Source organism: Candidatus Accumulibacter sp. ACC012 (genome assembly GCF_907163155.1).
Classification (GTDB): domain Bacteria; phylum Pseudomonadota; class Gammaproteobacteria; order Burkholderiales; family Rhodocyclaceae; genus Accumulibacter; species Accumulibacter delftensis.
This window is the reverse complement of sequence record NZ_CAJQUC010000003.1, coordinates 688,971-709,438: the sequence shown is the minus strand read 5'-3', so window position 1 is coordinate 709,438 and position 20,468 is coordinate 688,971. Positions and strand designations below refer to the sequence as shown.

General features: G+C 61.2%; 18 protein-coding genes. 10 read left to right on the top strand and 8 right to left on the bottom strand.

All coding sequences use genetic code 11. The features are described from left to right. Positions 1–146: 146 nt before the first annotated feature. Both ppk2 (QZ648_RS06500) and ppk2 (QZ648_RS06495) read left to right on the top strand, forming a co-directional pair. Positions 147–977 carry a polyphosphate kinase 2 gene (ppk2, locus tag QZ648_RS06500; RefSeq protein ID WP_248595430.1) on the top strand — a complete coding sequence of 277 codons (831 nt, stop codon included), beginning with the start codon at positions 147–149 and terminating at the stop codon, positions 975–977. 176 nt (positions 978–1,153) lie between these two features. Further along, entirely contained in the window at positions 1,154–1,987 is an 834-nt protein-coding gene (ppk2, locus tag QZ648_RS06495) for a polyphosphate kinase 2 (RefSeq protein ID WP_248595429.1), read from the top strand. Positions 1,988–2,136: 149 nt separating this feature from the next. Here ppk2 (QZ648_RS06495) and QZ648_RS06490 read toward each other — a convergent pair whose 3' ends face one another. Together QZ648_RS06490 and QZ648_RS06485 are read right to left on the bottom strand one after the other, a co-directional pair. Next, the gene (locus tag QZ648_RS06490; protein WP_169067006.1) at positions 2,137–2,316 is read right to left on the bottom strand and encodes a hypothetical protein; all 180 of its coding nucleotides are present in this window, start codon (positions 2,314–2,316) and stop codon (positions 2,137–2,139) included. Between the two features lie 12 nt (positions 2,317–2,328). After that, the gene (locus tag QZ648_RS06485) at positions 2,329–2,484 is read right to left on the bottom strand and encodes a hypothetical protein (RefSeq protein ID WP_169067005.1); all 156 of its coding nucleotides are present in this window, start codon (positions 2,482–2,484) and stop codon (positions 2,329–2,331) included. Positions 2,485–2,775: 291 nt separating this feature from the next. Between QZ648_RS06485 and QZ648_RS06480 the strand changes: the two genes are divergently transcribed. The 6 genes from QZ648_RS06480 (at position 2,776) to QZ648_RS06455 (ending at position 11,207) form a co-directional block, all read left to right on the top strand. Continuing rightward, on the top strand, positions 2,776–3,381 hold the full coding sequence (locus tag QZ648_RS06480) for a hypothetical protein (RefSeq protein ID WP_291996459.1): 606 nt from the start codon (positions 2,776–2,778) through the stop codon (positions 3,379–3,381). Beyond that, positions 3,378–4,790: a DASS family sodium-coupled anion symporter gene (locus tag QZ648_RS06475; RefSeq protein ID WP_169067267.1), complete on the top strand. Its 1,413-nt coding sequence runs from the start codon at positions 3,378–3,380 to the stop codon at positions 4,788–4,790. Before QZ648_RS06480 ends, QZ648_RS06475 begins: the two co-directional genes overlap by 4 nt. Positions 4,791–4,896: 106 nt before the next feature. Next, entirely contained in the window at positions 4,897–7,716 is a 2,820-nt protein-coding gene (locus QZ648_RS06470; protein ID WP_291996458.1) for an aminotransferase class I/II-fold pyridoxal phosphate-dependent enzyme, read from the top strand. Between the two features lie 63 nt (positions 7,717–7,779). Beyond that, positions 7,780–9,237, top strand: a complete 1,458-nt coding sequence (locus QZ648_RS06465) for a biotin carboxylase (protein ID WP_291996457.1) — start codon at positions 7,780–7,782, stop codon at positions 9,235–9,237. Positions 9,238–9,242: 5 nt separating this feature from the next. Further along, a complete protein-coding gene (locus QZ648_RS06460) occupies positions 9,243–10,253 on the top strand; it encodes a C45 family peptidase (protein ID WP_291996456.1) in 1,011 nt (336 codons plus the stop codon). Between the two features lie 45 nt (positions 10,254–10,298). Beyond that, positions 10,299–11,207, top strand: coding sequence for a glutamate/aspartate ABC transporter substrate-binding protein (locus QZ648_RS06455; protein ID WP_291996455.1), 909 nt, complete (start codon positions 10,299–10,301; stop codon positions 11,205–11,207). A gap of 234 nt (positions 11,208–11,441) precedes the next feature. Here QZ648_RS06455 and gabT read toward each other — a convergent pair whose 3' ends face one another. The 4 genes from gabT to QZ648_RS06435 all read right to left on the bottom strand — a co-directional run bounded on the left by gabT (position 11,442) and on the right by QZ648_RS06435 (position 16,375). Then, positions 11,442–12,749 (bottom strand): 4-aminobutyrate--2-oxoglutarate transaminase, encoded by a 1,308-nt coding sequence (gene gabT, locus QZ648_RS06450; protein ID WP_291996454.1) that lies wholly within the window; start codon positions 12,747–12,749, stop codon positions 11,442–11,444. A 32-nt stretch (positions 12,750–12,781) separates the two neighbouring features. Continuing rightward, complete coding sequence (locus QZ648_RS06445) at positions 12,782–14,236, bottom strand: NAD-dependent succinate-semialdehyde dehydrogenase (RefSeq protein WP_169067262.1); 1,455 nt, start codon at positions 14,234–14,236, stop codon at positions 12,782–12,784. 364 nt (positions 14,237–14,600) lie between these two features. Next, positions 14,601–15,044, bottom strand: a complete 444-nt coding sequence (locus QZ648_RS06440; protein ID WP_169067261.1) for a universal stress protein — start codon at positions 15,042–15,044, stop codon at positions 14,601–14,603. 302 nt (positions 15,045–15,346) lie between these two features. Continuing rightward, a complete protein-coding gene (locus QZ648_RS06435; protein WP_169067260.1) occupies positions 15,347–16,375 on the bottom strand; it encodes a hypothetical protein in 1,029 nt (342 codons plus the stop codon). A gap of 476 nt (positions 16,376–16,851) precedes the next feature. On the opposite strand from QZ648_RS06435, the gene QZ648_RS06430 reads away from it, so the two are divergent. Further along, positions 16,852–17,148 (top strand): hypothetical protein, encoded by a 297-nt coding sequence (locus QZ648_RS06430; RefSeq protein ID WP_169067259.1) that lies wholly within the window; start codon positions 16,852–16,854, stop codon positions 17,146–17,148. A gap of 235 nt (positions 17,149–17,383) precedes the next feature. Then, entirely contained in the window at positions 17,384–17,932 is a 549-nt protein-coding gene (locus QZ648_RS06425) for a hemerythrin domain-containing protein (protein WP_291996453.1), read from the top strand. A gap of 180 nt (positions 17,933–18,112) precedes the next feature. Here QZ648_RS06425 and QZ648_RS06420 read toward each other — a convergent pair whose 3' ends face one another. Beyond that, positions 18,113–18,922 (bottom strand): transposase, encoded by an 810-nt coding sequence (locus tag QZ648_RS06420; RefSeq protein ID WP_291996452.1) that lies wholly within the window; start codon positions 18,920–18,922, stop codon positions 18,113–18,115. 23 nt (positions 18,923–18,945) lie between these two features. Beyond that, positions 18,946–20,433, bottom strand: coding sequence for an inorganic phosphate transporter (locus tag QZ648_RS06415; protein ID WP_291996451.1), 1,488 nt, complete (start codon positions 20,431–20,433; stop codon positions 18,946–18,948). Between the last annotated feature and the right edge of the window lie 35 nt (positions 20,434–20,468).

Genomic DNA, 20,468 nt, shown 5'->3' with positions numbered 1-20,468 from the left:
TTCATCGCCGGCGATTTTCCAGCAAGGAAGTTTCTCAGAGACAACCAAAGGAGAAGACAATGAGCCAGAAGCAAAAACCGGGCACGCCAGCCCCGGTCGAGGAAAACATCAATCCGGACATGCCGCCAGAAGCAGAGATCGGCGCGATGCCCGAGGTGATCGTTAGCGCAGAAGGAACTGGAAAGGCCAAGAAAGCGCAGAAGAAATTGTCCAATAAGGCCTACCTCAAGGCCCTCGAGAAACTCGAGGCGGAACTCGTTCATCTCCAGTCCTGGGTCATCAGAGAGGGTCTCAAAGTCATCCTGGTCTTCGAAGGCCGCGATGCCGCCGGCAAGGGCGGAACGATCAAGGCGATCACCGCGCGCGTCAGCCCGCGCATTTTCCGCGTCGTCGCCCTGCCCGCGCCGACCGATCGCCAGAAGAGCCAGATGTACGTCCAGCGCTACATCGAGCACTTCCCGGCGGCCGGCGAAGTGGCCATCTTCGACCGCAGCTGGTACAACCGGATAGGCGTCGAAACGGTGATGGGCTTCGCCACCGAGGATCAGGTGCAGCATTTCCTCAAGATGGCGCCGATGTTCGAGAAGGCAGCGGTCGAGGAAAACGGCATCATCCTGCTCAAGTACTGGCTGGAAGTCGACATGGACGAGCAGGAGCGGCGCCTCGAGGCACGCATCACCGACCCGCGCAAGCAGTGGAAGCTCTCACCGATGGACCTCAAGTCCTTCAGCCGCTGGTACGACTATTCGCGCTCGCGCGACCGAATGTTCAGGGAAACCGATACCCATTGGGCACCCTGGTTCGTCGCCAACTCCAACGACAAGAAGCGCGTTCGCCTGAACATCATCCAGCACATCCTGAGCAGCATCCCCTACGAAGTACCCAAGACTCCCAAGATCAAGCTGCCCGCAAGACAGAAGAAGGGCGACTACAAGGAACCCAAGCTGTCTCTGAAGTACGTTCCGGAAGTCTTTTAGGCGGCGAACCGTGGTGGCAGGGCCTTGCCGCCGACGTGCTTGCGCGGCGGCATGACCCGGCTTCTGGTGGCAAGATGATTTTTCTATTGACAACAGCGATTGGAGAGATCGGAACGATGGGCAAGAAAAAGAAGGCACAAAAGAAAGACAAAATCCTGGGCAACATCAGTCCCGACATGCCCTTGGCAGCGTTGAACGGCGACGCGGCCGAAACGGCCGCGGCCTCGACGCACAAAAAGTTGTCGAACAAGGCCTACCTGAAGGAGCTCGAAAAGCTCGAAGCCGAGTTGGTGCACCTCCAGGAATGGGTGATCAAGAAAGGCCTCAAGGTGGTCATCGTTTTTGAAGGCCGTGACGGCGCCGGCAAGGGCGGCACGATCAAGGCCATCACCGGCCGCGTCAGCCCGCGCGTTTTCCGGGTCGTCGCGCTACCCGCGCCAACGGAGCGCGAGAAGACGCAGATGTATGTGCAGCGCTACCTGCCGCACTTGCCGGCAGCCGGCGAAGTGGTCATCTTCGACCGTAGCTGGTACAACCGCGCCGGCGTCGAACGCGTCATGGGTTTCGCCAGCGACGAGCAGGTCGAGGATTTCCTCAAGGGAGCGCCCCTGTTCGAAAGACTCATGGTCAGCAAGAACGGCATCATCCTGCTCAAGTACTGGCTGGAAGTCGACATGGACGAGCAGACGCGCCGCCTCGAAGCGCGCATCACCGACCCACGCAAGCGCTGGAAGCTGTCGCCGATGGACCTCAAGTCGTACAGCCGCTGGTACGACTACTCGCAAAGCCGGGACGACATGTTCGAGGCCACTGATTCTGAATGGGCGCCGTGGTTTGCGGCACGATCCGACGACAAGAGGCGGGTGCGGCTGAACATCATCAAGCACATCCTGAACAGCATTCCCTACGAAGTGGCCAAGCCACTGGACATCAAGCTGCCCAAACGGCAAAGCGCTGGCAAGTACCAGAAAAGCGAGCATCCCGTGAAGTACATCCCGGAAATGTTCTGAAGCATCGCTGGCCGGCGGCTTCCCGAGGCCGCCGCGGCAAGCGGACCTTCGCTCATGCCGGGGTGAGCGAAACGCTGGGTCGCCAGTAAGGCAAAGCGCCGAGGCGACCTACTTCATCGTGACAGTGACGCCGGTTGCCGAGCCCGCGTTCAGCTGAAGGCCTTTGGACGCGACGTCAGCTTCATGATTACGCCGTGTTCGTTCTTCAGGTGAAGCACCCCAACCCCGCCGCCCACCGTCGCACTTGCGTCGAGTTTCGTGTAGGTGCCGGGAAAGTTGGCCACGTCCGTCAGGTCGTAGACCTCGCCTGCGGCACTCATCGTCGACACGCCGACGTTTCCTCATGCGGTGGGGCCACCAATCTTGAAGTCATGGACTTCGCCCTTGTAGGTCAGCTTGCCACCACCGAAGCTGCCGCCGACGATGACGGCCTGCCCGCTGGCGAAGCAAGCGTGTTGGCCAGCGGGAAGTACAGCCCCGCGGGAATGCGATAGCACAGCATACCGCTGCCATACTCCTGTGCCTCGGCGACAACAAACAGGCGAGCTTTCCGATAATGGCGGCATTCAACCCCTATGCTGCGTATGGCATATTCAGGATTCCACGGTACGACAAACCACTAAGACATTGGCAATCATAGGGGCAGTTGATGCGCCAAAAAAAATATTGGCTTGGCAAAGGGCAAAGTGCTAGTCTTCAAAGCAGTGGACGCGGGGGCCACCTACAGAGGTTGTAGCGAACCGGCCGCTTGCGTTTTGCCGCTTCTTTTTCCGACGGGAGGCAAGACTATGCGTTTTCCACCTGCATCATGCAAACACCATTGCGCGAGAAGCATTGCCCTGCTCGGCGTGCTACTGGTGACCGCCTGCGGCCAGCCAGCGACGCCACCGGCGACAAAAGTTAGCGCTGCAAGCACCGAGGGCACCGTGGCGGCCGACGAGAAGCAAGGCTTCACCGGCGACTGGACGACCATCGGCACACGCCAGGTCCTCGACCTCGGACCTGGCCAGCAAGCCGTCATTTTCCAACTTGGCGGTTCGCTGCTGCTGAACGGCAAGCAACGAATAAATCGCGGTTTCCAAGCCCAGGTCATCGGCTTTTCCGACACTACCACCGGCCTGCAGGGGCGCAGCGTGTGGACCGACGAGAACGGCGACAAGGTCTTCAGCGAGTTAAGCGGTGAAGGGCTCGGCCCGGGCCTGCTGATCGAAGGCAAGCTTATTGGCGGTACCGGTCGCTACGCCGGCGTTAGCGGTGAATACAGCTTCAAATGGAAGCGCATCGGCGCTTTCGAAGGCAGCGAACTGACCGGCCGGGTCGTCGATCTGAATGGCTGGGCTCGCCTCGGGTCGCCCAGTGCGGTTGCTCCCACCACTGCAGGAGGTCAACAATGAGTACAGCCGCTTTCGGAACGGGAAGGATCGTGAAACTGGTGATCCTCCTGATCATGTTTTTCGGCCTCTGGTTCGCGCCGGTTCCCGCGGGCCTGACCGTTGAGGCCTGGCATCTGTTTGCCGTCTTCGCCTCGGCAATCACCTCCGTGGTCCTCAATGTCTTCCCGCTCTTCACTTCGGCGGTGTTGGCTTGTGCGATCGTCGTGCTTACCGGCACACTGACTCCGGAGAAGGCCTACGGTGCCTTTGCCAACGCCATCGTGCTCCTGGTGGTGACCGCTTTCCTGGTCTCTCAGGCGGTGGTCAAGAGCGGACTTGGCAAGCGCATCAGTCTCTATGTGATTTCGCTATTCGGGAAATCGACGCTCGGCCTGGCGTACAGCATCTTCATTACCGACACCCTGATTGCCCCCGGTTTCCCGAGCAATACCGCTCGCGGTGGCGTTCTCTTCCCGGTGATCCTGGCCCTGGCGCAAAGCAGGGGCTCGACACCCGACGACGAGAACCTGCGCCGCCTCGGCGGCTACCTGATGTTTTGCGGCATGGCCAGCCTGGCCATCACCTCGGCACTGTGGTTCACCGCCACCTCGGGCAACCCGGTCGGAGCAGCACTCGCCGCCGAACACGGGATGAGCATTGATTTCGGCTCCTGGCTGCTTGCCTCCAGCGTACCCTGTCTGGTGGTGATCGCCCTGCTCCCGGCTCTGCTCTATCGTGTTTTTCCGCCAGGAATCACCGCCACTCCGGAAGCTCCAGGCATCGCCCGCAAAGAGCTGCAGACCATGGGGCCGATGTCGCGCAACGAGTGGATCACGGCGGTGACTTTCGTGATCATGGTCACCGGCTGGATACTGGCGGCTCCCTACAAGCTCAACCTGACGGCAATTGCCCTGGCCGGTCTCGCCACGCTGATGATCAGCGGCGTTTTAACGCTTGAAGACATCAACAAGCAGGGCGGCACGCTGGTCACTTTCATCTGGCTGGCCATACTTTTTGGCATGAGTGGGCAGCTCAACGAAATGGGCTTCATGGGCTACGTCGGCGAGCGACTGGCTGTCGGGCTGGAAGGCCTCGCCTGGCCGGTCGCCTACGTTGCCTTGCTGGTCATTTATGTGTTGCTCCACTTCGGGTTCGTCAGTCAGAACGCGCAGGTTCTGGCGCTGCTCGGGGTGTTTCTCGACGTCGGCGTGAAATCGGGCGTTCCCGTCCATTTGATGGCCTACGCGCTGCTGTTTGCCAGTAGCTACTTCTCGGTCATTACGCCACAAGGCGGCAGCCAGAACATCATCTTCGTCGCCAGCGGCTATCTCAAGCAGAGCGAACTGTACCGCCTGGGGCTGACGACAACCGCCTTCTGCACCCTGGTGTTTCTGGTCATCGGCACCCCCTGGATACTCTGGGTCGGCTAGTCCGAACAGACCGCGCGGAGGCGCTACCCCGCTCCCCACGGGTAGCGCGATCGAGCAGCCCACATAGCCGGCGGCAACGAACCGCCAGCACCTCTGGAGACAAGTCATGAACCTAAATACAGGCACCGCTGGCCCGGACTCGACCTCATTGAGTCGCCACCGCAGCGTTTGGGACGTACGATCGGAAAGCTGGATCGGGCTGGTCGACGTCCTCTCGCAGCTCGCCAAGCGGGCACAGGATGACCCCGGCCGGGAAGAGCGCTTGACCAAGGTCGGCGCCCTGACAGAAGCCTTGCGGCCGATTGAAGCCTGTTGGGCGTATCCGGGCCGCCGCGCCTTCGCCGAGCTCTGTAGCCACATCGATCGCGGCAACCTGGCGCATGCCGCAATCATCGCTCGCCGCTTTCATCGCACGCTGGCCTCGCTGACCTATCGCCACGAGGGTACGGGGGCGAAAAACGATGCCGATTTGCCCTCGCAGATCGAAAGCGAGCAGGAGTACCAGGCGCAGCTGCGCTGCCCATACTTCGAGGTTCTGGTCGTCGACGACATGCTGGTCGAAGAAGAGGAAGCGCTGCATCGCCAGGTGCGCAACGAGCGCAGACCTGACGACGATTTCGTCTACGACGTCGTCGTCGTGCCGACCTTCGAGGATGCACTGGTTGCATCATGGGTGAACTTCAACCTGCAGGCAGTGGTGATCCGCTACGGCTTTCCCTACCGGTCGCTCTACTTCCGCGAACTCGTCGGGCGGCGCTACATTGATGGTGCTGAGGTCGACGGCGAGTTGCTGCCCGAGTCAGAGCGCGGTCCGCTGCTCGGTCGACAGATCGCGAAGTTGCGTCCGGAGCTGGATCTCTATCTGGTCACCGACGTCAATGTCGAAGACGTGGCGGCGAAGGCGGGGGAAACTTTCAACCGCATATTTTTCGGCGAAGAAGACAAGCTCGAACTCAACCATTCGATCATGCAAGGGGTTGCCGAGCGCTATCACACCCCGTTCTTCGACGCCTTGTGCAAGTACGCGAAGCAGCCTACCGGCGTTTTCCACGCCCTGCCGCTGGCGCGTGGCAAGTCGATCATGAATTCGAACTGGATCGGCGACCTCGGCCAATTCTATGGCATGAACCTGTTCATGGCCGAGACCTCGGCCACCTCGGGCGGGCTCGATTCGCTGCTCGAACCCACGGGCTCGTTGAAACTGGCTCAGGAGTATGCCGCGCGGGCCTTCGGCTCACGGCGCACTTTCCTGGTCACCAACGGCACGTCAACGGCCAACAAGGTCGTTGTCCAGGCCATCGTCCGGCCCGACGACATCGTTCTGGTTGACCGCAATTGCCACAAGTCGCACCACTACGGGATGGTCCTGGCCGGCGCACAGGTCACCTACCTGGAGGCCTATCCGCTGCACGAGTACTCAATGTACGGTGCGGTGCCGATCCGCCACATCAAGGAAACGCTGCTCGACTTGCGCCGCGCCGGGACGCTGAACCGCGTACGCATGGTGCTGCTGACCAACTGCACCTTCGATGGCATCGTCTACAACGTCGAGCGGCTGATGCTCGAGTGCCTGGCCATCAAGCCTGACCTGGTGTTCCTGTGGGACGAGGCGTGGTTCGCCTTCGCGCGTTTCCACCCGGTCTACCGCCCACGCACGGCCATGGGTGCCGCCGCCAAGCTGACCGAGATGTTCAAGAGCGAGGCCTATGCCAAACGCTACGCGGAATTCGCCAGCAGTTTTGACGAGGCGGCCTGGGCTGACGACGAGAAAGTCCTGAACACTCGCCTGCTGCCGGACCCCGGCAAGGCACGAATCCGCGTCTACGCCACCCATTCGACGCACAAGACGCTGACCGCCCTGCGCCAGGGCTCGATGATCCACGTCTGGGATCAGGACTTCAAGGACAAGGCCGAGGAAGCCTTCCATGAGGCCTACATGACGCATACCTCGACTTCGCCCAACTACCAGATCCTCGCCACCCTCGATGTCGGGCGGCGGCAAGTGGAAATGGAAGGCTACGAACTGGTGCAGCGCCAGCTCGAGCTGGCGATGAACCTGCGCGACCAGGTGGCCGCGAATCCCCAGCTCAATAGCCACTTCCGTTTCCTGACCGTGACCGACATGGTGCCGGAGGAGTTTCGCGAGTCGCACGTCGAATCGCTGTACAACATGGAGACCGGCTGGGAAAACCTGTTGAAAGCCTGGCAGTCGGACGAGTTTGCGCTCGACCCCAGCCGCGCCACGCTGGCCATCGGCCTGACCGGGATGGACGGTGACACGATCAAGAACAAGTACCTGATGGACAAGTACGATATCCAGATCAACAAGACCTCGCGCAATACGGTGCTGTTCATGACCAACATCGGCACCACCCGCTCGACGATCGCCTACCTGCTCGGCGTGCTGGTCAAGATCGCCCGCGACGTGGACAACAGGGTGCGCGACATGAGCACTCCGGAACTTCGTATCCATGAAAAACGCGTGCGCTCCCTGACCCTGGAACTGCCCCCGTTGCCCAACTTCTCGTGCTTCCACCAGGCCTTCCGCGGCCGCAGCCTGGACGGGCAGAGCGAGACGCGCGATGGCGACGTCCGCAGCGCCTTCTTCCTTAGCTACGAGGATGCCAACTGCGAGTACCTGACCATGGACGATACGGCCAAGGCGATCAGGAACGCACGCGAATGCGTCTCTGCTCAGTTCGTCATCCCTTACCCGCCGGGCTTCCCGATTCTCGTGCCGGGACAGGTGATCAGTGCCGAGATATTGCAGTTCATGCAGGCGCTTGATGTGCGAGAGATCCATGGTTTCCGGCCTGAACTGGGCTTTCGCATCTTTACCGAAGCCGCACTCGAACTGGCAGGGCAGGCAAACGCAGTCTGGAAAGCGCAGGTCAATGCCAGCGCCGAGGCGGCGGAAGGCGAGTGAAATGACCGCTGGTGAGCGTCAATCCAGCCGTCTTTTTGTGGTGACAACGAAGAGGAGAAAATAATGACTTTCAAAGTAAAGACAATTTCCGACCTGCGGCTGATGTTTCATCGCAACGAGCGACCGATCTATTTCATCAGCGCCACCAACTTCAATCTCCTGGGAATCGACCAGTGGGTGAATCGCTTCCGCTTCATCAGCTACATCGATTGCTTCGATGGCCGGCATCCGAACGTCTTCGTCCCGCAGGAGACGCCGCACGACGAGTTCACGTCGATCGAAGACATCAACAACCACATGTTGCAGCACAAGGACGTGATCGACTTCATCGAGCGCCGCGGTGGCAGCCCGGCGGCAACCTTCCTGATGTTTGACGAGAAGACCGAGGAGCTGGCCAAGGAACTGGGCATGGAAGTCTGGTTTCCGCCGGCCAAACTGCGCCAGCGTTGCGACAACAAGATGGAGACGGTACGCATCGGCAACAAGGCCGGCGTGTTGTCGGTACCGAACGCCCTCGAGAAGGTGAGCAGCTTCGCCAACCTTATGGAAATTGCCGAGCGCCACGGACTGGGCAAGCACCTGGTCCTGCAGTCGGCCTTCGGTGATTCCGGCCACACGACTTTCTTCATCTCTTGCGAAGACGATTTCAACAAGCACAAGGAAGATATCTGCAAGGATCCCGAAATCAAGATCATGAAGCGCATCAACTGCCGTGGGGCGACGCTCGAAGCCTGCGCCACGCAGTCGGGAACGCTGGTCGGACCGATGCTTACCGAAGTCGTCGGTGCCAGCGAACTGACGCCCTACAAGGGCGGCTGGTGTGGCAACGAGGTTTTCCCCGGTTCCTTCTCGGAAGCCGTGCGCGCCCAGGTCAGAGACATGACCGAGCGTTTTGGCAACCAGTTGATCGAGGAAGGTTACCGAGGGTACTTCGACCTCGATTTCCTGATCGACCAGGACAGCGGCGACGTCTATCTCGGCGAACTGAACCCACGCGTCTGTGGCGCCAGCCCGATGACCAACCACGCGGCCTTTGCCTATGCCGATGCCCCGCTCTTCCTCTTCCACCTGCTGGAATTCTCGGGCGTGCCCTTCGATCTCAACGTCAGCGAAATCAACGAGCGCTGGGCGCAGCCGCACTTCATCGATTCGTGGTCGCAGGTGGTGATGAAGTACACTGACAAGAACGTCGATCAGGTCACGCACGCGCCGGGCACCGGCATTTACCGCATGAGCGAAGACGGCAGCGTCAGCTTCCAGCGCTTCGACTATAACCGCCAGGCGATCGACAGCGAACGCGAGGCCTTCTTCCTGCGCATCACCGGTTCGGGTGACTATCGCTATGAGGGCGCCGACCTCGGTATCCTGATTACGCGTGGCCGTTCGATGGACGATAACTTCAAGCTCAACCTGCGCGCCCGTGACTGGATTCGCGGCATCAAGCAGTACTATGCCGGCAAACCAATCGTTACCACCGAGCACGAGGCGGCACCGGAGCCCGGCGCGTTCAAGATCCTTTGACCGCCGTGCCGCACGCGGACCTGCCTATCCACCAGCGATTTACGGCGCTGGTGGAGGACACTCCCGGCCCATTGTGGCAGGCGCTTTTCGAACGCTGCTGGCCGGGTTACCGCGACTGGTACCTGCGCAGCGGCGTCTTCGATCGCCCCAGCTACCTTGAAAGCCGGCGCGCGCTGCGCCAGCACATGCCGGAGCTGGTACCCACCTGGGAGCAACTGGTCGAGTTGGCCGGCGGTGGCGACATTGAGGCGCGCGCGCTTTCCTTGTGGTGCCCGCCAGCTTATATTGCCGGTTGCTCGCAAGCAGTGTGGATCGACCCTTGCGGCGCCCAAGACCCGGCGCTGGTGCGCAACTACGACTACGCCCCGGCCTTGCTGGAAGGCAACTGGCTGGCCACCCGCTGGTGCGGCCAGCGGGTGCTGGCCATGGGTGATTGTCTATGGGGAGCGCTGGATGGCATGAACGAGGCGGGCCTGGCCGCTTCACTGAGCTTCGGCGGCAGAACGCAAACCGGCACGGGCTTCGGCATCCCGCTGGTGATGCGCTACCTGCTGGAGGTATCGAGCACGGTACAGGATGCCTGCGCGATCCTCAAACGCCTCCCCGTACACATGTCGTACAGCATCACGCTGCTCGACACTTCCGGAAATTGGGCCACCGTGTTCGTCGGACCCGACGAAGCCCCCTATGTCAGTCGCCGGCGGGCGGTCACCAACTTCCAGCACAAGGTCGATTGGCCGCAGCACGCCAAGGCAACTTGTGCCGTCGAGCGCTTCGCCGCCCTGGAACAGCTGGTCGACAAAAAGCATTCCTTGCTGGAACTCACGACAGCACTGCTGCAGCCGCCGCTGTTCCAGACCAGTTACCGACGCGGTTACGGCACGCTGTACGGTGCCGTGTACCAACCGACAGACCGCCGTGTCGAGTTGCTGTGGCAAGACCAGCGTTGGCAGCAGTCCGTGCTCGCGCCGCATGCCGGCGAGCGCGACATCGTGTTCCCGAGCGGCCCGAACTGAAGCCGACCGGTGACCAATTATTCGTTTGAAGAGGAGACAAAGACGATGTTCACTATTTCGCGGCGCCTCGCCATTGCTGTAACGCTTGCCACTGCTACCCTGCTGTCGGCTCCGGTCTTGGCTCAGGAATTGACCGGTACGCTCAAGAAGATCAAGGAGACCGGGTTGATCACGTTGGGCCATCGCGAATCGTCGATTCCGTTCTCGTACTACGACGACAAGCGGCAGGTGGTCGGCTACTCGCAGGACATGATGCTCAAGGCGGTGGAGGCAATCAAGGCCGACTTGCAGCTTGCCAAGCTCGATATCAAGCTGCTGCCGGTAACCTCGGAGAATCGCATCACGCTCGTCCAGAATGGAAGCGTCGACCTCGAATGCGGCTCGACGACCAACACCGCCGAACGTCGGGAACAGGTCAGTTTCTCGTACAGCATCTTCGTCGCCGGCACCCGGCTAATGACCAAGACCAGCTCCGGGATCAAGGATTTTCCCGATCTGGCTGGCAAGAACGTCGTGACCACCGCCGGCACCACCTCCGAGCGTCTGCTGCGCAAAATGAACGACGACAACAATATGAAGATGAAGATCATCAGCGCCAAGGATCACGGGGAAGCGTTCCTGATCCTGGAAAGCGGCCGCGCGGCGGCTTTCGTCTTGGACGAGGTGTTGCTCTTTGGGGAAATGGCCAAAGCCAAGAACGCCCGCGAATGGAGCGTGGTCGGTACGCCGCAATCGTATGAAGCCTATGGCTGCATGATGCGCAAGGACGACCCGGCGTTCAAGAAGGTCGTCGATGCGGCGCTGGCCAAAGTGATGACCTCAGGCGAAGCCGACAAGCTCTACGCCAAGTGGTTCCTGCAGCCGATCCCGCCGAAGGGCTTGAACCTCAACTTTGCCCTCTCGTACGCGCTCAAGGAGCTGTACAAATCGCCCAACGACAAGGCCTACGATTAGGGCAGCAAGGGCAAGCACGCATTCGGCACCGACCTTTCGTGTACTGAAGAAAGGCCAGGCAGCGTCGCTGCCTGGCCTTTCTTACTTTCCCGCACCGGAGTAAACCGCTGCGGGCACCCGCCTCCGCTGACCAGCCTGAGGCCCGCGCAGATGGCCGGACTGCCCGCATCCGCTACAGCTCAGTGGCCTCGACCCTTGCAAGTTCTGTCGCGCGGGCAGTCGCGGACGGTCAGTTCAGGCGCCCACCGCCCGCAGCGATGCCTCGATGATATCCAGGCCTTCGTTGAGCACGGCATCCGAAATGGTCAGCGGCACCATTACCCGCAAGACATTGCCATGCGGCCCGCACAAGAGCAGCAGCAAGCCGCGTTGCGCCGCTTCATTCTTCAGGGCGACAGCGATGTCCGCTGCCGGCTGCTTTGCATCGCCGTTGCGGCAGAACTCAACCGCCGTCATCGCCCCCAGTCCGCGCACCTCGATGATCGTCGAGAATTTCTCCTGCATGGCGATAAATCGCTCGCGCATGTGTTCGCCAAGAGCGATCGAGCGCGCGCAGAGTTGTTCTTCCTCGACCACGTCGAGTACCGCCAGGGCGCCGGCAACGGCCATCGGATTTCCGGCGTAGGTGGAACCCAGACCGCCGACCTCTGCAGCGTCCATGATCGCCGCCTTGCCGACTACCGCGGCGATTGGCAAGCCACCGCCGAGGCCTTTGGCCAAGGTGATGATGTCGGGCTCGACAGCATAGTGCTCGCTGGCAAACAGCTTGCCGCAGCGGCCAATGCCGGTCTGCACTTCGTCGGCAACGAGAAGAATTCCGTGCGTGTCGCATAGGGCCCGCAGGCGGCGCAGGAAGCCGAGCGGCGCCGGGACATAGCCACCTTCTCCCTGCACCGGTTCAATGAAGATTGCCGCAACGCGCGAAGCTTCGATACTGGTCGTGAAAAGCCGCTCGATAGCCGCGATCGAATCGTCCTCCGAGACACCCTGCAGGGCATTCGGGAAGGGAACGTGGAAGATCTCGCCCGGGAATGGCCCGAACTTGATCTTGTAGGGAGCCACCTTGCCGGTCAGTGCGAGACCGAACATGGTGCGACCATGGAAGCCGCCACCGAAGGCAATCATGCCCGAACGCCCAGTAGCCGCACGGGCGATCTTGACCGCATTCTCGACGGCTTCGGCGCCGGTGTTGACCAGAAACGACTTCTTCGGCGTGCTCCCCGGGGCAGCCGCATTTAGCCGCTCACACAGTTCGACGTAGGATTCGTAGGCCACTACCTGGAAGCAGGTATGGGTGAAGGCCGCCAGTTGCTGGCGCGCTGCCTCAACGACCCGGGGGTGGCAATGCCCGGTATTGACCACCGCAATACCCGCGCAGAAGTCGATCCAGCGACGACCTTCGACGTCCCAGATTTCGGCATTTCTGGCAGTTTCGGCAAACAGCGCGTGCCCCTGGCCGACACCTTTGGGCAGCGCTGCCGTGCGCCGGGCCATCAGCTCGGAATTGGTTTTGAGGTTCAGTTTTTCGCTCGGTGCATTCATGTTCATTTCCTTTGCAAACTTGACTTGGCGGCTCAAACAATACCGCCGATACAGATGTATTTGATTTCCAGGTAGTCCTCAATCCCGTACTTGGAACCTTCGCGACCCAGCCCGGACGACTTCATGCCGCCGAACGGCGCAAGCTCGGTCGAGATCAGACCGGTGTTGATGCCGACCATGCCGTATTCGAGGGCGCTGGCTACCCGCAAGCTGCGCGCCAGATTCTCGGTGTAGAAATAGGACGCCAGGCCGTACTCGGTATCGTTGGCCATCGCCACCGCATCGGCTTCGGTCTTGAAAGCGAACACCGGCGCCACTGGCCCGAAAACCTCTTCGCGAGCGATGCGCATCTGCGCCGTCACCCCCGCCAGTATCGTTGGCTCGTAATAGGTCTTGCCGAGGCTGTGGGGCTTGCCGCCACAAACGATACGAGCCCCCTTGCCAAGCGCATCGGCAACCAGCTCCTCCACCTTGGCGATCGCCGCGTCATCGATCAGCGGACCTTGCGTGACCCCCTCTTCCGCCCCATTACCGACACGCAGAGTGCCAACTGCGGCAGCGAGTTTTTCGACAAATTGATCGAGGACGCCTTCCTGGACCAGCAAGCGGTTCGCACAGACGCAGGTCTGGCCCGTGTTGCGATACTTTGAGAGCATCGCTCCCTGCACGGCGGCATCCAGATCGGCATCGTCGAAGACAATGAACGGGGCATTGCCGCCCAACTCGAGCGACAGCTTCTTGATCGTCGGCGCACACTGCTGCATGAGAATCCGACCGACCTCCGTAGACCCGGTAAAGCTGAGCTTGCGGACCGTTGGATTGGCGCACAGCTCGCCACCAATAGCGATCGGGTCTCCGGTGAGCACATTAAAGACCCCTTTGGGGACTCCGGCGCGCTCCGCCAGCTCGGCCAGCGCAAGCGCCGACAGTGGCGTCGCTTCAGCGGGCTTGAGCACTACCGAGCAGCCCGCCGCCAGCGCCGGACCAACCTTGCGGGTAATCATCGCGGCCGGGAAATTCCATGGCGTGATCGCGGCACAGACGCCAATCGCTTCCTTGCTTACCAGGATACGTTTGTCGGCGTGATGAGGGGGAATCATGTCGCCGTAGATGCGCTTTCCTTCCTCGGCAAACCACTCGATGAACGAGGCGGCGTAGGTGATCTCGCCACGCGATTCGGCAAGTGGCTTGCCCTGCTCCGCAGTCATGATTCGAGCGAGGTCCTCCTGATTGGCAAGCAGCAACTCACACCAACGGCGGAGCACCTTCGCCCTCTCACCTGCAGTCCTGGCACTCCAGGTGCGCTGTGCAAGCCGCGCCGCCTCGATGGCGCGACGGGTCTCCGCCGCGCCCGCGTCGGGCACGTCCGCCAGGTGCCTCCCGGTAGCCGGGTTGGTCACGGCGAAGGTCAGCCCACCATCGGCGCCAACCCATTGTCCATCGATGTAGCACAACTGCCTGAGCAGTGATTTGTCGGCAAGCTCCAAAGACTTATCTCCTGTTGGCCGGGTCAATCTGCAGAAACGGTCATCAGGGCCGAAGCCGGCCGCGAACTGCGCACCCCGAAGTGGCGCCACTTTACATGGGCGATCGGTGCAATAACGAACCACTTATTGAGATAATGCTGCTACCAATTTAGCGAAGTCACTGATCGACAGTTCGCTTTTCGCAGACCTGGTCCAGCTCGCCACGAAGGCGGGGCGAGCGAACGTGGCTCGCGAGCGGAGCCGCAGCGAGTGATCTGACGGGGATGATTCCCGGCCTTGCCGCCGTCGCCGCCAAGGCGCTTGCGCTAGCCGCCAGCGCTGCCCGCAGCGCTGGCTTGCCGGATACGACGGAAAGCGCTCGCCCTTAGCGGTAGACGATCACCGGCACCTTGGAGTGTGAAAGCACCTTCTGGGTGACACTGCCAAGCAACAGCTTCTTGATTTCGCTGCGACCACGCGAGGCGATGAAGATGGCGTCGCACTTCTTCTTCCGCGCCGTTTCGATGATGCCCTCGAACGCCGACGCTGGCTTGGTAGTGAATCCAGCATACTCTACACCGGCAGCAGCAGCGGCCGTGGATATCTCCTCAAGGTATTTCTCAGCGGTGGCCCGCTGCAGCCGGTCGAGCTTGCTCGCCATGCCCTTGTCGATAATGTCACCGTCGCCAAACATGGAATACGGCAGCATCACGATGCCGGAGTAGCCAGTGACTTTCGCTCCCAGCGACTTCGCGAACTGGATGCCGGCCTTGATGGCCTTGCGCGATACGACCGAACCGTCGGTGGGGATAAGGATGTTTTTGAACATGTGCAGTTCTCCTGGTAGTTGTTGCCTGGCTGCGAGGCGGCATGCCCCTGCTCTTTCCCGGCGCGAGGAAAACGCTACCGCAACGCCAGTTCTCCTGATCGCGAGTCGAAGGCCGGCAGGCGCCCTCAGGCACACCCTCCTCCCGACATCCCCGCCATCCACCTCACCTGCCCAAAACGATGGCCAAGCCAAAGATGCGGAAAATAGTATATGGGCTCAGCTGAATCGCGGTCAATCTCAAGGACGAAGTGCCTGTGCAGCAGTGTTAACGACCCTTGCACACACCGGTGGCGGTCGACGCCTCAAAGGTAGCGCATCGCGTCGTCAAAATTGATCTTTTTCGGAGGCGGCAATTCGCTGCGCGCGACGCGTGCCAGCACGAAAGCTCGGCGCATCGGCGGCGATCCCCTGAGTTCTGCGAGGCCGAAATCGACGTCCGCGGCAGCGTCCGTGCTGGCTGCATCGATCACCACGTTCATCGGGCTGAGGCGCAAGCACTTTGTCTCGACGTGCAGATAGCGCTGCGGGTTTTCGAGCACCGTCGTCAGGCTTTCGAGTTCGGCATCGAGGACCAATTCACTGCCCCCGATGGCTCCCAGTTGCCGCTCGTTTTCCAGCAATTCCGCCTGCAGTCTGGCCTGCTCGCTTGCTGCCGCCGGAGCTCCGCCGAACATTGACCCCAGGCCCGGTCCCTGCTGTTGAAGAAGTCGCAGGCGTGCCCGCATCAGCGCACGACTTCCTTGCAGTTCCTGCCTTTCGACACGCTCCCGGCCAATCTCCGACAAGGCCTGACCAAGCAGGTATTCGAAAGCCTCGACACCGACGATGCGGCGCAAACGCGCCTCGTCGCTGCCGCAGATGCGCGTCCCGTGATCCGAGAAACTGACGCTGGTCTGGGCAACGTCACGCTGCACCATGCCGCCTTGCAGCGCCATTCCCAAGACCCGCTTTTCATTGAGCGCCATGCCCAGAACCAGGCAAGCTTCATCGAGTTCCGGAAACTTGTCGAACAGGGTGCGCAAATTGTCCGAGCGGCCGAGAACAGACGGAATATCGGAGGACGCGACAAAGAACGCCTTTAGAGCAGGATCGGAGGACCACATGGCCGACGCAAGCGGTCGTGCGGCGGGCAGCGCCTGAACCAGCGTGCGCAGGAATTCGATCGTCGTCGTGACGGCGGGCGTCAGGCGCCTGTGGCAGTTGGGCAACAGCTTGAGGCGTGGGTTGGTCAGCGTAATCGCCTTGTCGACCGCCCCGCGAACCATCTCGTCAGACACCCGATCCGGATCGAATTGACCCGGCCTGTTCTTGAACCAGTCGAGAATACCCATGGCACCTTCCTCCTGCGGAAATGGCTGAGCAAATCAAAGCGCGAGCAGCACCAAGCCGCGGGTGTTGAGACCTCGGCGCAGTGGCTGCCTGCTCCTGTTTCGTACGCTCCGGAATCGGCTTGGCGATTTACGTCGGCGACTTCGCCAGTTGCGTGCACGATGATTCCGAAACAAGCTTCGCCCCAGCGTCTTTCCAGGGCTGCCGAAATTGTGGCGACTCCAATCTTACTGTACCGGCGGCAGCACACAGGCGACCGATTGCTTTGCCGGGCCAGCGCACACCCGGGTGTTTCCTGCCCGCCGCCCTGACAGCTCCCGTGCAGCGGGTTCCTGCTGCAGGGCTTTCCGCCACAGTCGAGACTCGAGAGTTTACTGCGACTTGCAATTATGTTGTGATGCGCAGGAGTGGTCGCCTTCTTGCCAAGATTATCGGCGTTTCCGCCGCCTCAACAACTTTCGCTCTGGAGTACTGCATCATGAAAGCTCGCTCGCTCGTTCTCTCTGCTTTGCTGGCCATGACTGTCGCCGCCTGTGGTCAACAAGACGATGCCGCCGTCAAGGCCGCGAAGGAGTCTGCGAAAAAAGCGGAAACCGCCATTGCCGCCGCCACAGAGGCGACCAAGGCGGCAGCAAGTGACGCCGCCGTAGTGGTCAAAGCGAGCGCCGCCGAGGCCACCCTGGCTGCCAAGGAAGCCAGCAAGGAGTTGGTCATCAAGGCCGCAGACGCGACCAGTGATGCCGCCGACAAAGCCAAGGAAGCGGTAAGCAAATAGGCTCCGCCCGACGTGACGACGCTCGACCGCGAATAGCAACATCGGCCAGAGCTTGTTTCTTGCGACCAAGTGGAAAGGAATTCCAGGATGCAGGCAACTGCCGCGTGTGCGGATACAGATTCCGATCTCTATCGGGCGGCATGATCGTCGCTTCGCTGGTCAGCGGCAGCGATGGTTCCGCCCGCCACCTCAAGGCGGTCGCGCAATCTTCGCCGAGCTGCGCGGAGCAAGCCGAGTGACTACCAGCATTCCCGGATTTTCCGCACCGAGCGTCGGAAGCGAGGCGCCTCTGGAGATGCTTTCCGCCTGCCACGGCAGGATTGAAGCGCAATGCGCGACCTTGCGGCGCCTGCTTCCACACCTGCTTTCCCATGGCGTCGACGACGCGGCGCGCACGGGGGCGAGCAGAGTGATGCGCTACTTCGACACCGCCGCCAGGCAACACCATGCAGACGAGGAAGACGACCTCTTCCCGGCCTTGATCGAGTCCATGGCCGGATCGGACGCCATCTGCCTGCGCGAAATAATCGACGGTTTGAAAGCCGATCACCGCGCACTGGAAGCGTGTTGGCGACACCTGCGCGGCACCCTCGAACGGATCGCGGCCGGCGAGCAGGTGTCCCTGGTCGTTGACGATGTCGAAGCGCTGGCCGTTCGCTATGAGCGCCACATCGAGCGCGAGGAAAAGGAACTCTTGCCAATGGCGGCGCGCTTGTTGAGCGATGAGGAGCTGGCTCGAGTCGGACGCGCGATGCGGGCGCGTCGGAGAATCGACGAAAGTTAGGCGGTAGCCTCGGGCACGTCAGCGCTATTCCCGTCCGCTGCGATCAAGCCAACCGCTACAGCTCGCTGCCCGATAGTTGCGCCACCTGCGCCTGGGCGCGATGCCCGACATCGAGCGCCGTCGCGACCACTTTAATCCCACCAGCGGAACGTGAACCAGCCTCGCACCTTGTTGCGGCGATCACCAGAGCCATGTCGTCGGTGCTTTTTTCGCCCTCGCAGGCGCTCTCGACGAAATGGCGCGCTCCTGCATTTCCGCCAGATGGCGCAGGGAAGCGCCAGGCGTGGCATTGGACAAGCAGAAGTTCAGGGTCTCGCCATTCATTTCACGGCGTACCAGGAGATGCCAGTTGTCAGCCGACGCGGATCTGCCATCCCAGACCCATACCCGCTGGGTCAGATAGTCGGCACGCAGCTTGCGCTTGTGATTCTCCGCGCCCGTGATCAAGAGCCGGCGCCACTCGCTTGTCGGCTGAGCAGACATCCAGGCAATCACGGAAGTGGGCGCTGCCTTTTCGCGCAAGCGTAGTGACGCGCGAACCAATGGCGTTCGCTCAGCCGCCACAACTGGCGACGGCTCGTCGAAATAGACTGCCCTATCCGGGTGAATCTCCACCAGGAAAGTCTCCCCCGCGCTATCCAGTTCGCTGGGGAGCCATGGCAGGTGACCGCAAGCACCATCGACAGCAAGGAAGGAGAAGAGGTAACCGTCCCGCCGGGAGCGCCGCACGACGTCGAGGGCGACTTCACGTCGGCGACTGAGCGCCTGGGTGGCCACGGCCACTTTGGCCACTTCCGCCTCTTCGGCCACCTTGAGGCACGCGACAGCGGTACTCCAGGTGGGCAGCGGCGACAGCTCGGAGTCCAGCAAAGCCACGACGCTCTTTCGCGCCAACGCCGCAAGGGCCGCCCCCCCGGCAGCAGCCTCATTTGCGGCCACCGTATGGCTTTCGGCGTGTGTGATGGCACGCACCAATGCAAAGCTGCCCATTCCCTGTTCTCCGCGAAGGCCGCCTACTTCATCTTGGCAACATAGGCATCGATGACCAGATCGAGGTCTTTCTGGATTTCCTTGTTGTACGGCTTGTTGAGGACCGTTTTCGCCTTGAGCTTCCACTCGGGCGTGGCGTCGGCAAGGGCCTCAACCAGTTCCCAGCGGTAAGTGAAGGTCTTGCCACTCAGCGTCCGCAGGGCCGCCAGGCGCACGGGTTCAATCACATTCAGCTTTTCCAAAGCCTTGAACTTGGCAGGATCGACCGTGATTTCCTCCACCAGAGAGTCGTCGACAAGCTTCAGCACGGTTTTTGAATCCAGCTCCGGCAGGGCCTTGTCGATCGCGCTCTTGAGCGCGCCAGACGTGGTAAAGCTCTTGCCGACCACCCCGGCGAGTGCCTTGGCGTCAACCGCATCGCCACGGTGAGCAACTACCTGCTCGGAGAGGCGGTATTCCGACAGGTTATAGACCGTCTGCCCAAAGACGTTTTGCAGGAAGAAAAGAAAGACATAGCAGACCAGCGCCGAGATGACCGGAGTCTGAATCCAGGCCAGCCCAATGCGTCCGACGACGCTCCATTTGATGTTCTTGGCGTTTTTTATCAAGCCGATGCCGATGACTCCGCCGACGACCGCTTGCGAGCTCGAAACCGGGACCAGCGGGATCGTCGGCAGGCCGATGGAAGCCAGGGCGTACTCCAAACCTTCCGACGCAAAGAGGAACAGCACCAGCGAGGTGGAGATGATCACCACAAAGGCACCGACCGGAGTCAGCGGGGCAATGGAGGTTCCCACGGTCAGCATCACCCTTTTGGCATAGCTGAAGACGCCAACGGCGATGGCCAAACCGCCGAGCAGGAACAACTGCTGCAGACCGGAGAACTCGAACACCCCCGCATGAAAGTCCTGGAACGGATTCGCGCCGATGAACACGCCCATCACGTTGGCGATGTTGTTGGCGCCCAGCGAGTAGGAGCCCAAGGCGCCGGCGATGACCAGACCGATGCGGGTCAGGGCATCCAGGCGAATGATGTGGATCCGCGTTTTCTCGAGCAGCCTCATGACCCCCTTGTAGATGAAATAGCTGAAGAAACCGGTGAGCAGCGGGCTGGCGATCCAGGTCGCACAAATGGTCTTGAAGACGCTGTAATCGGTGACCGAACCGGTGAACAGGTTCCAGCCGATGATCGCTCCCACAACGGCCTGGGTCGTCGACACCGGCAGGCCGACGATGGTCATCCAGGCAACGACGGCCGCCGCAGAAAAAGCGACCATGAAGGCGCCGCCCAAGGCGTTGATCGAGCCGAGCTTCGACAAGGTGTGAGCCGCCCCGGCACCGCTGACGATGGCGCCGAGAATCACGCCCAGGGTAAGGATGATCGCAGCGGTCCGGAACTTGACCATCCGCGAGGCGACCGCCGTGCCGAACACGTTGGCCGCATCGTTGGCGCCCAGCGACCAACCCAGGAACAAACCGCTGGAGAGGTAAAGGAATATCGTAGGATCCATAGTCTCGGCGTCTCCCTGGGCTTAATGTGAAAGTC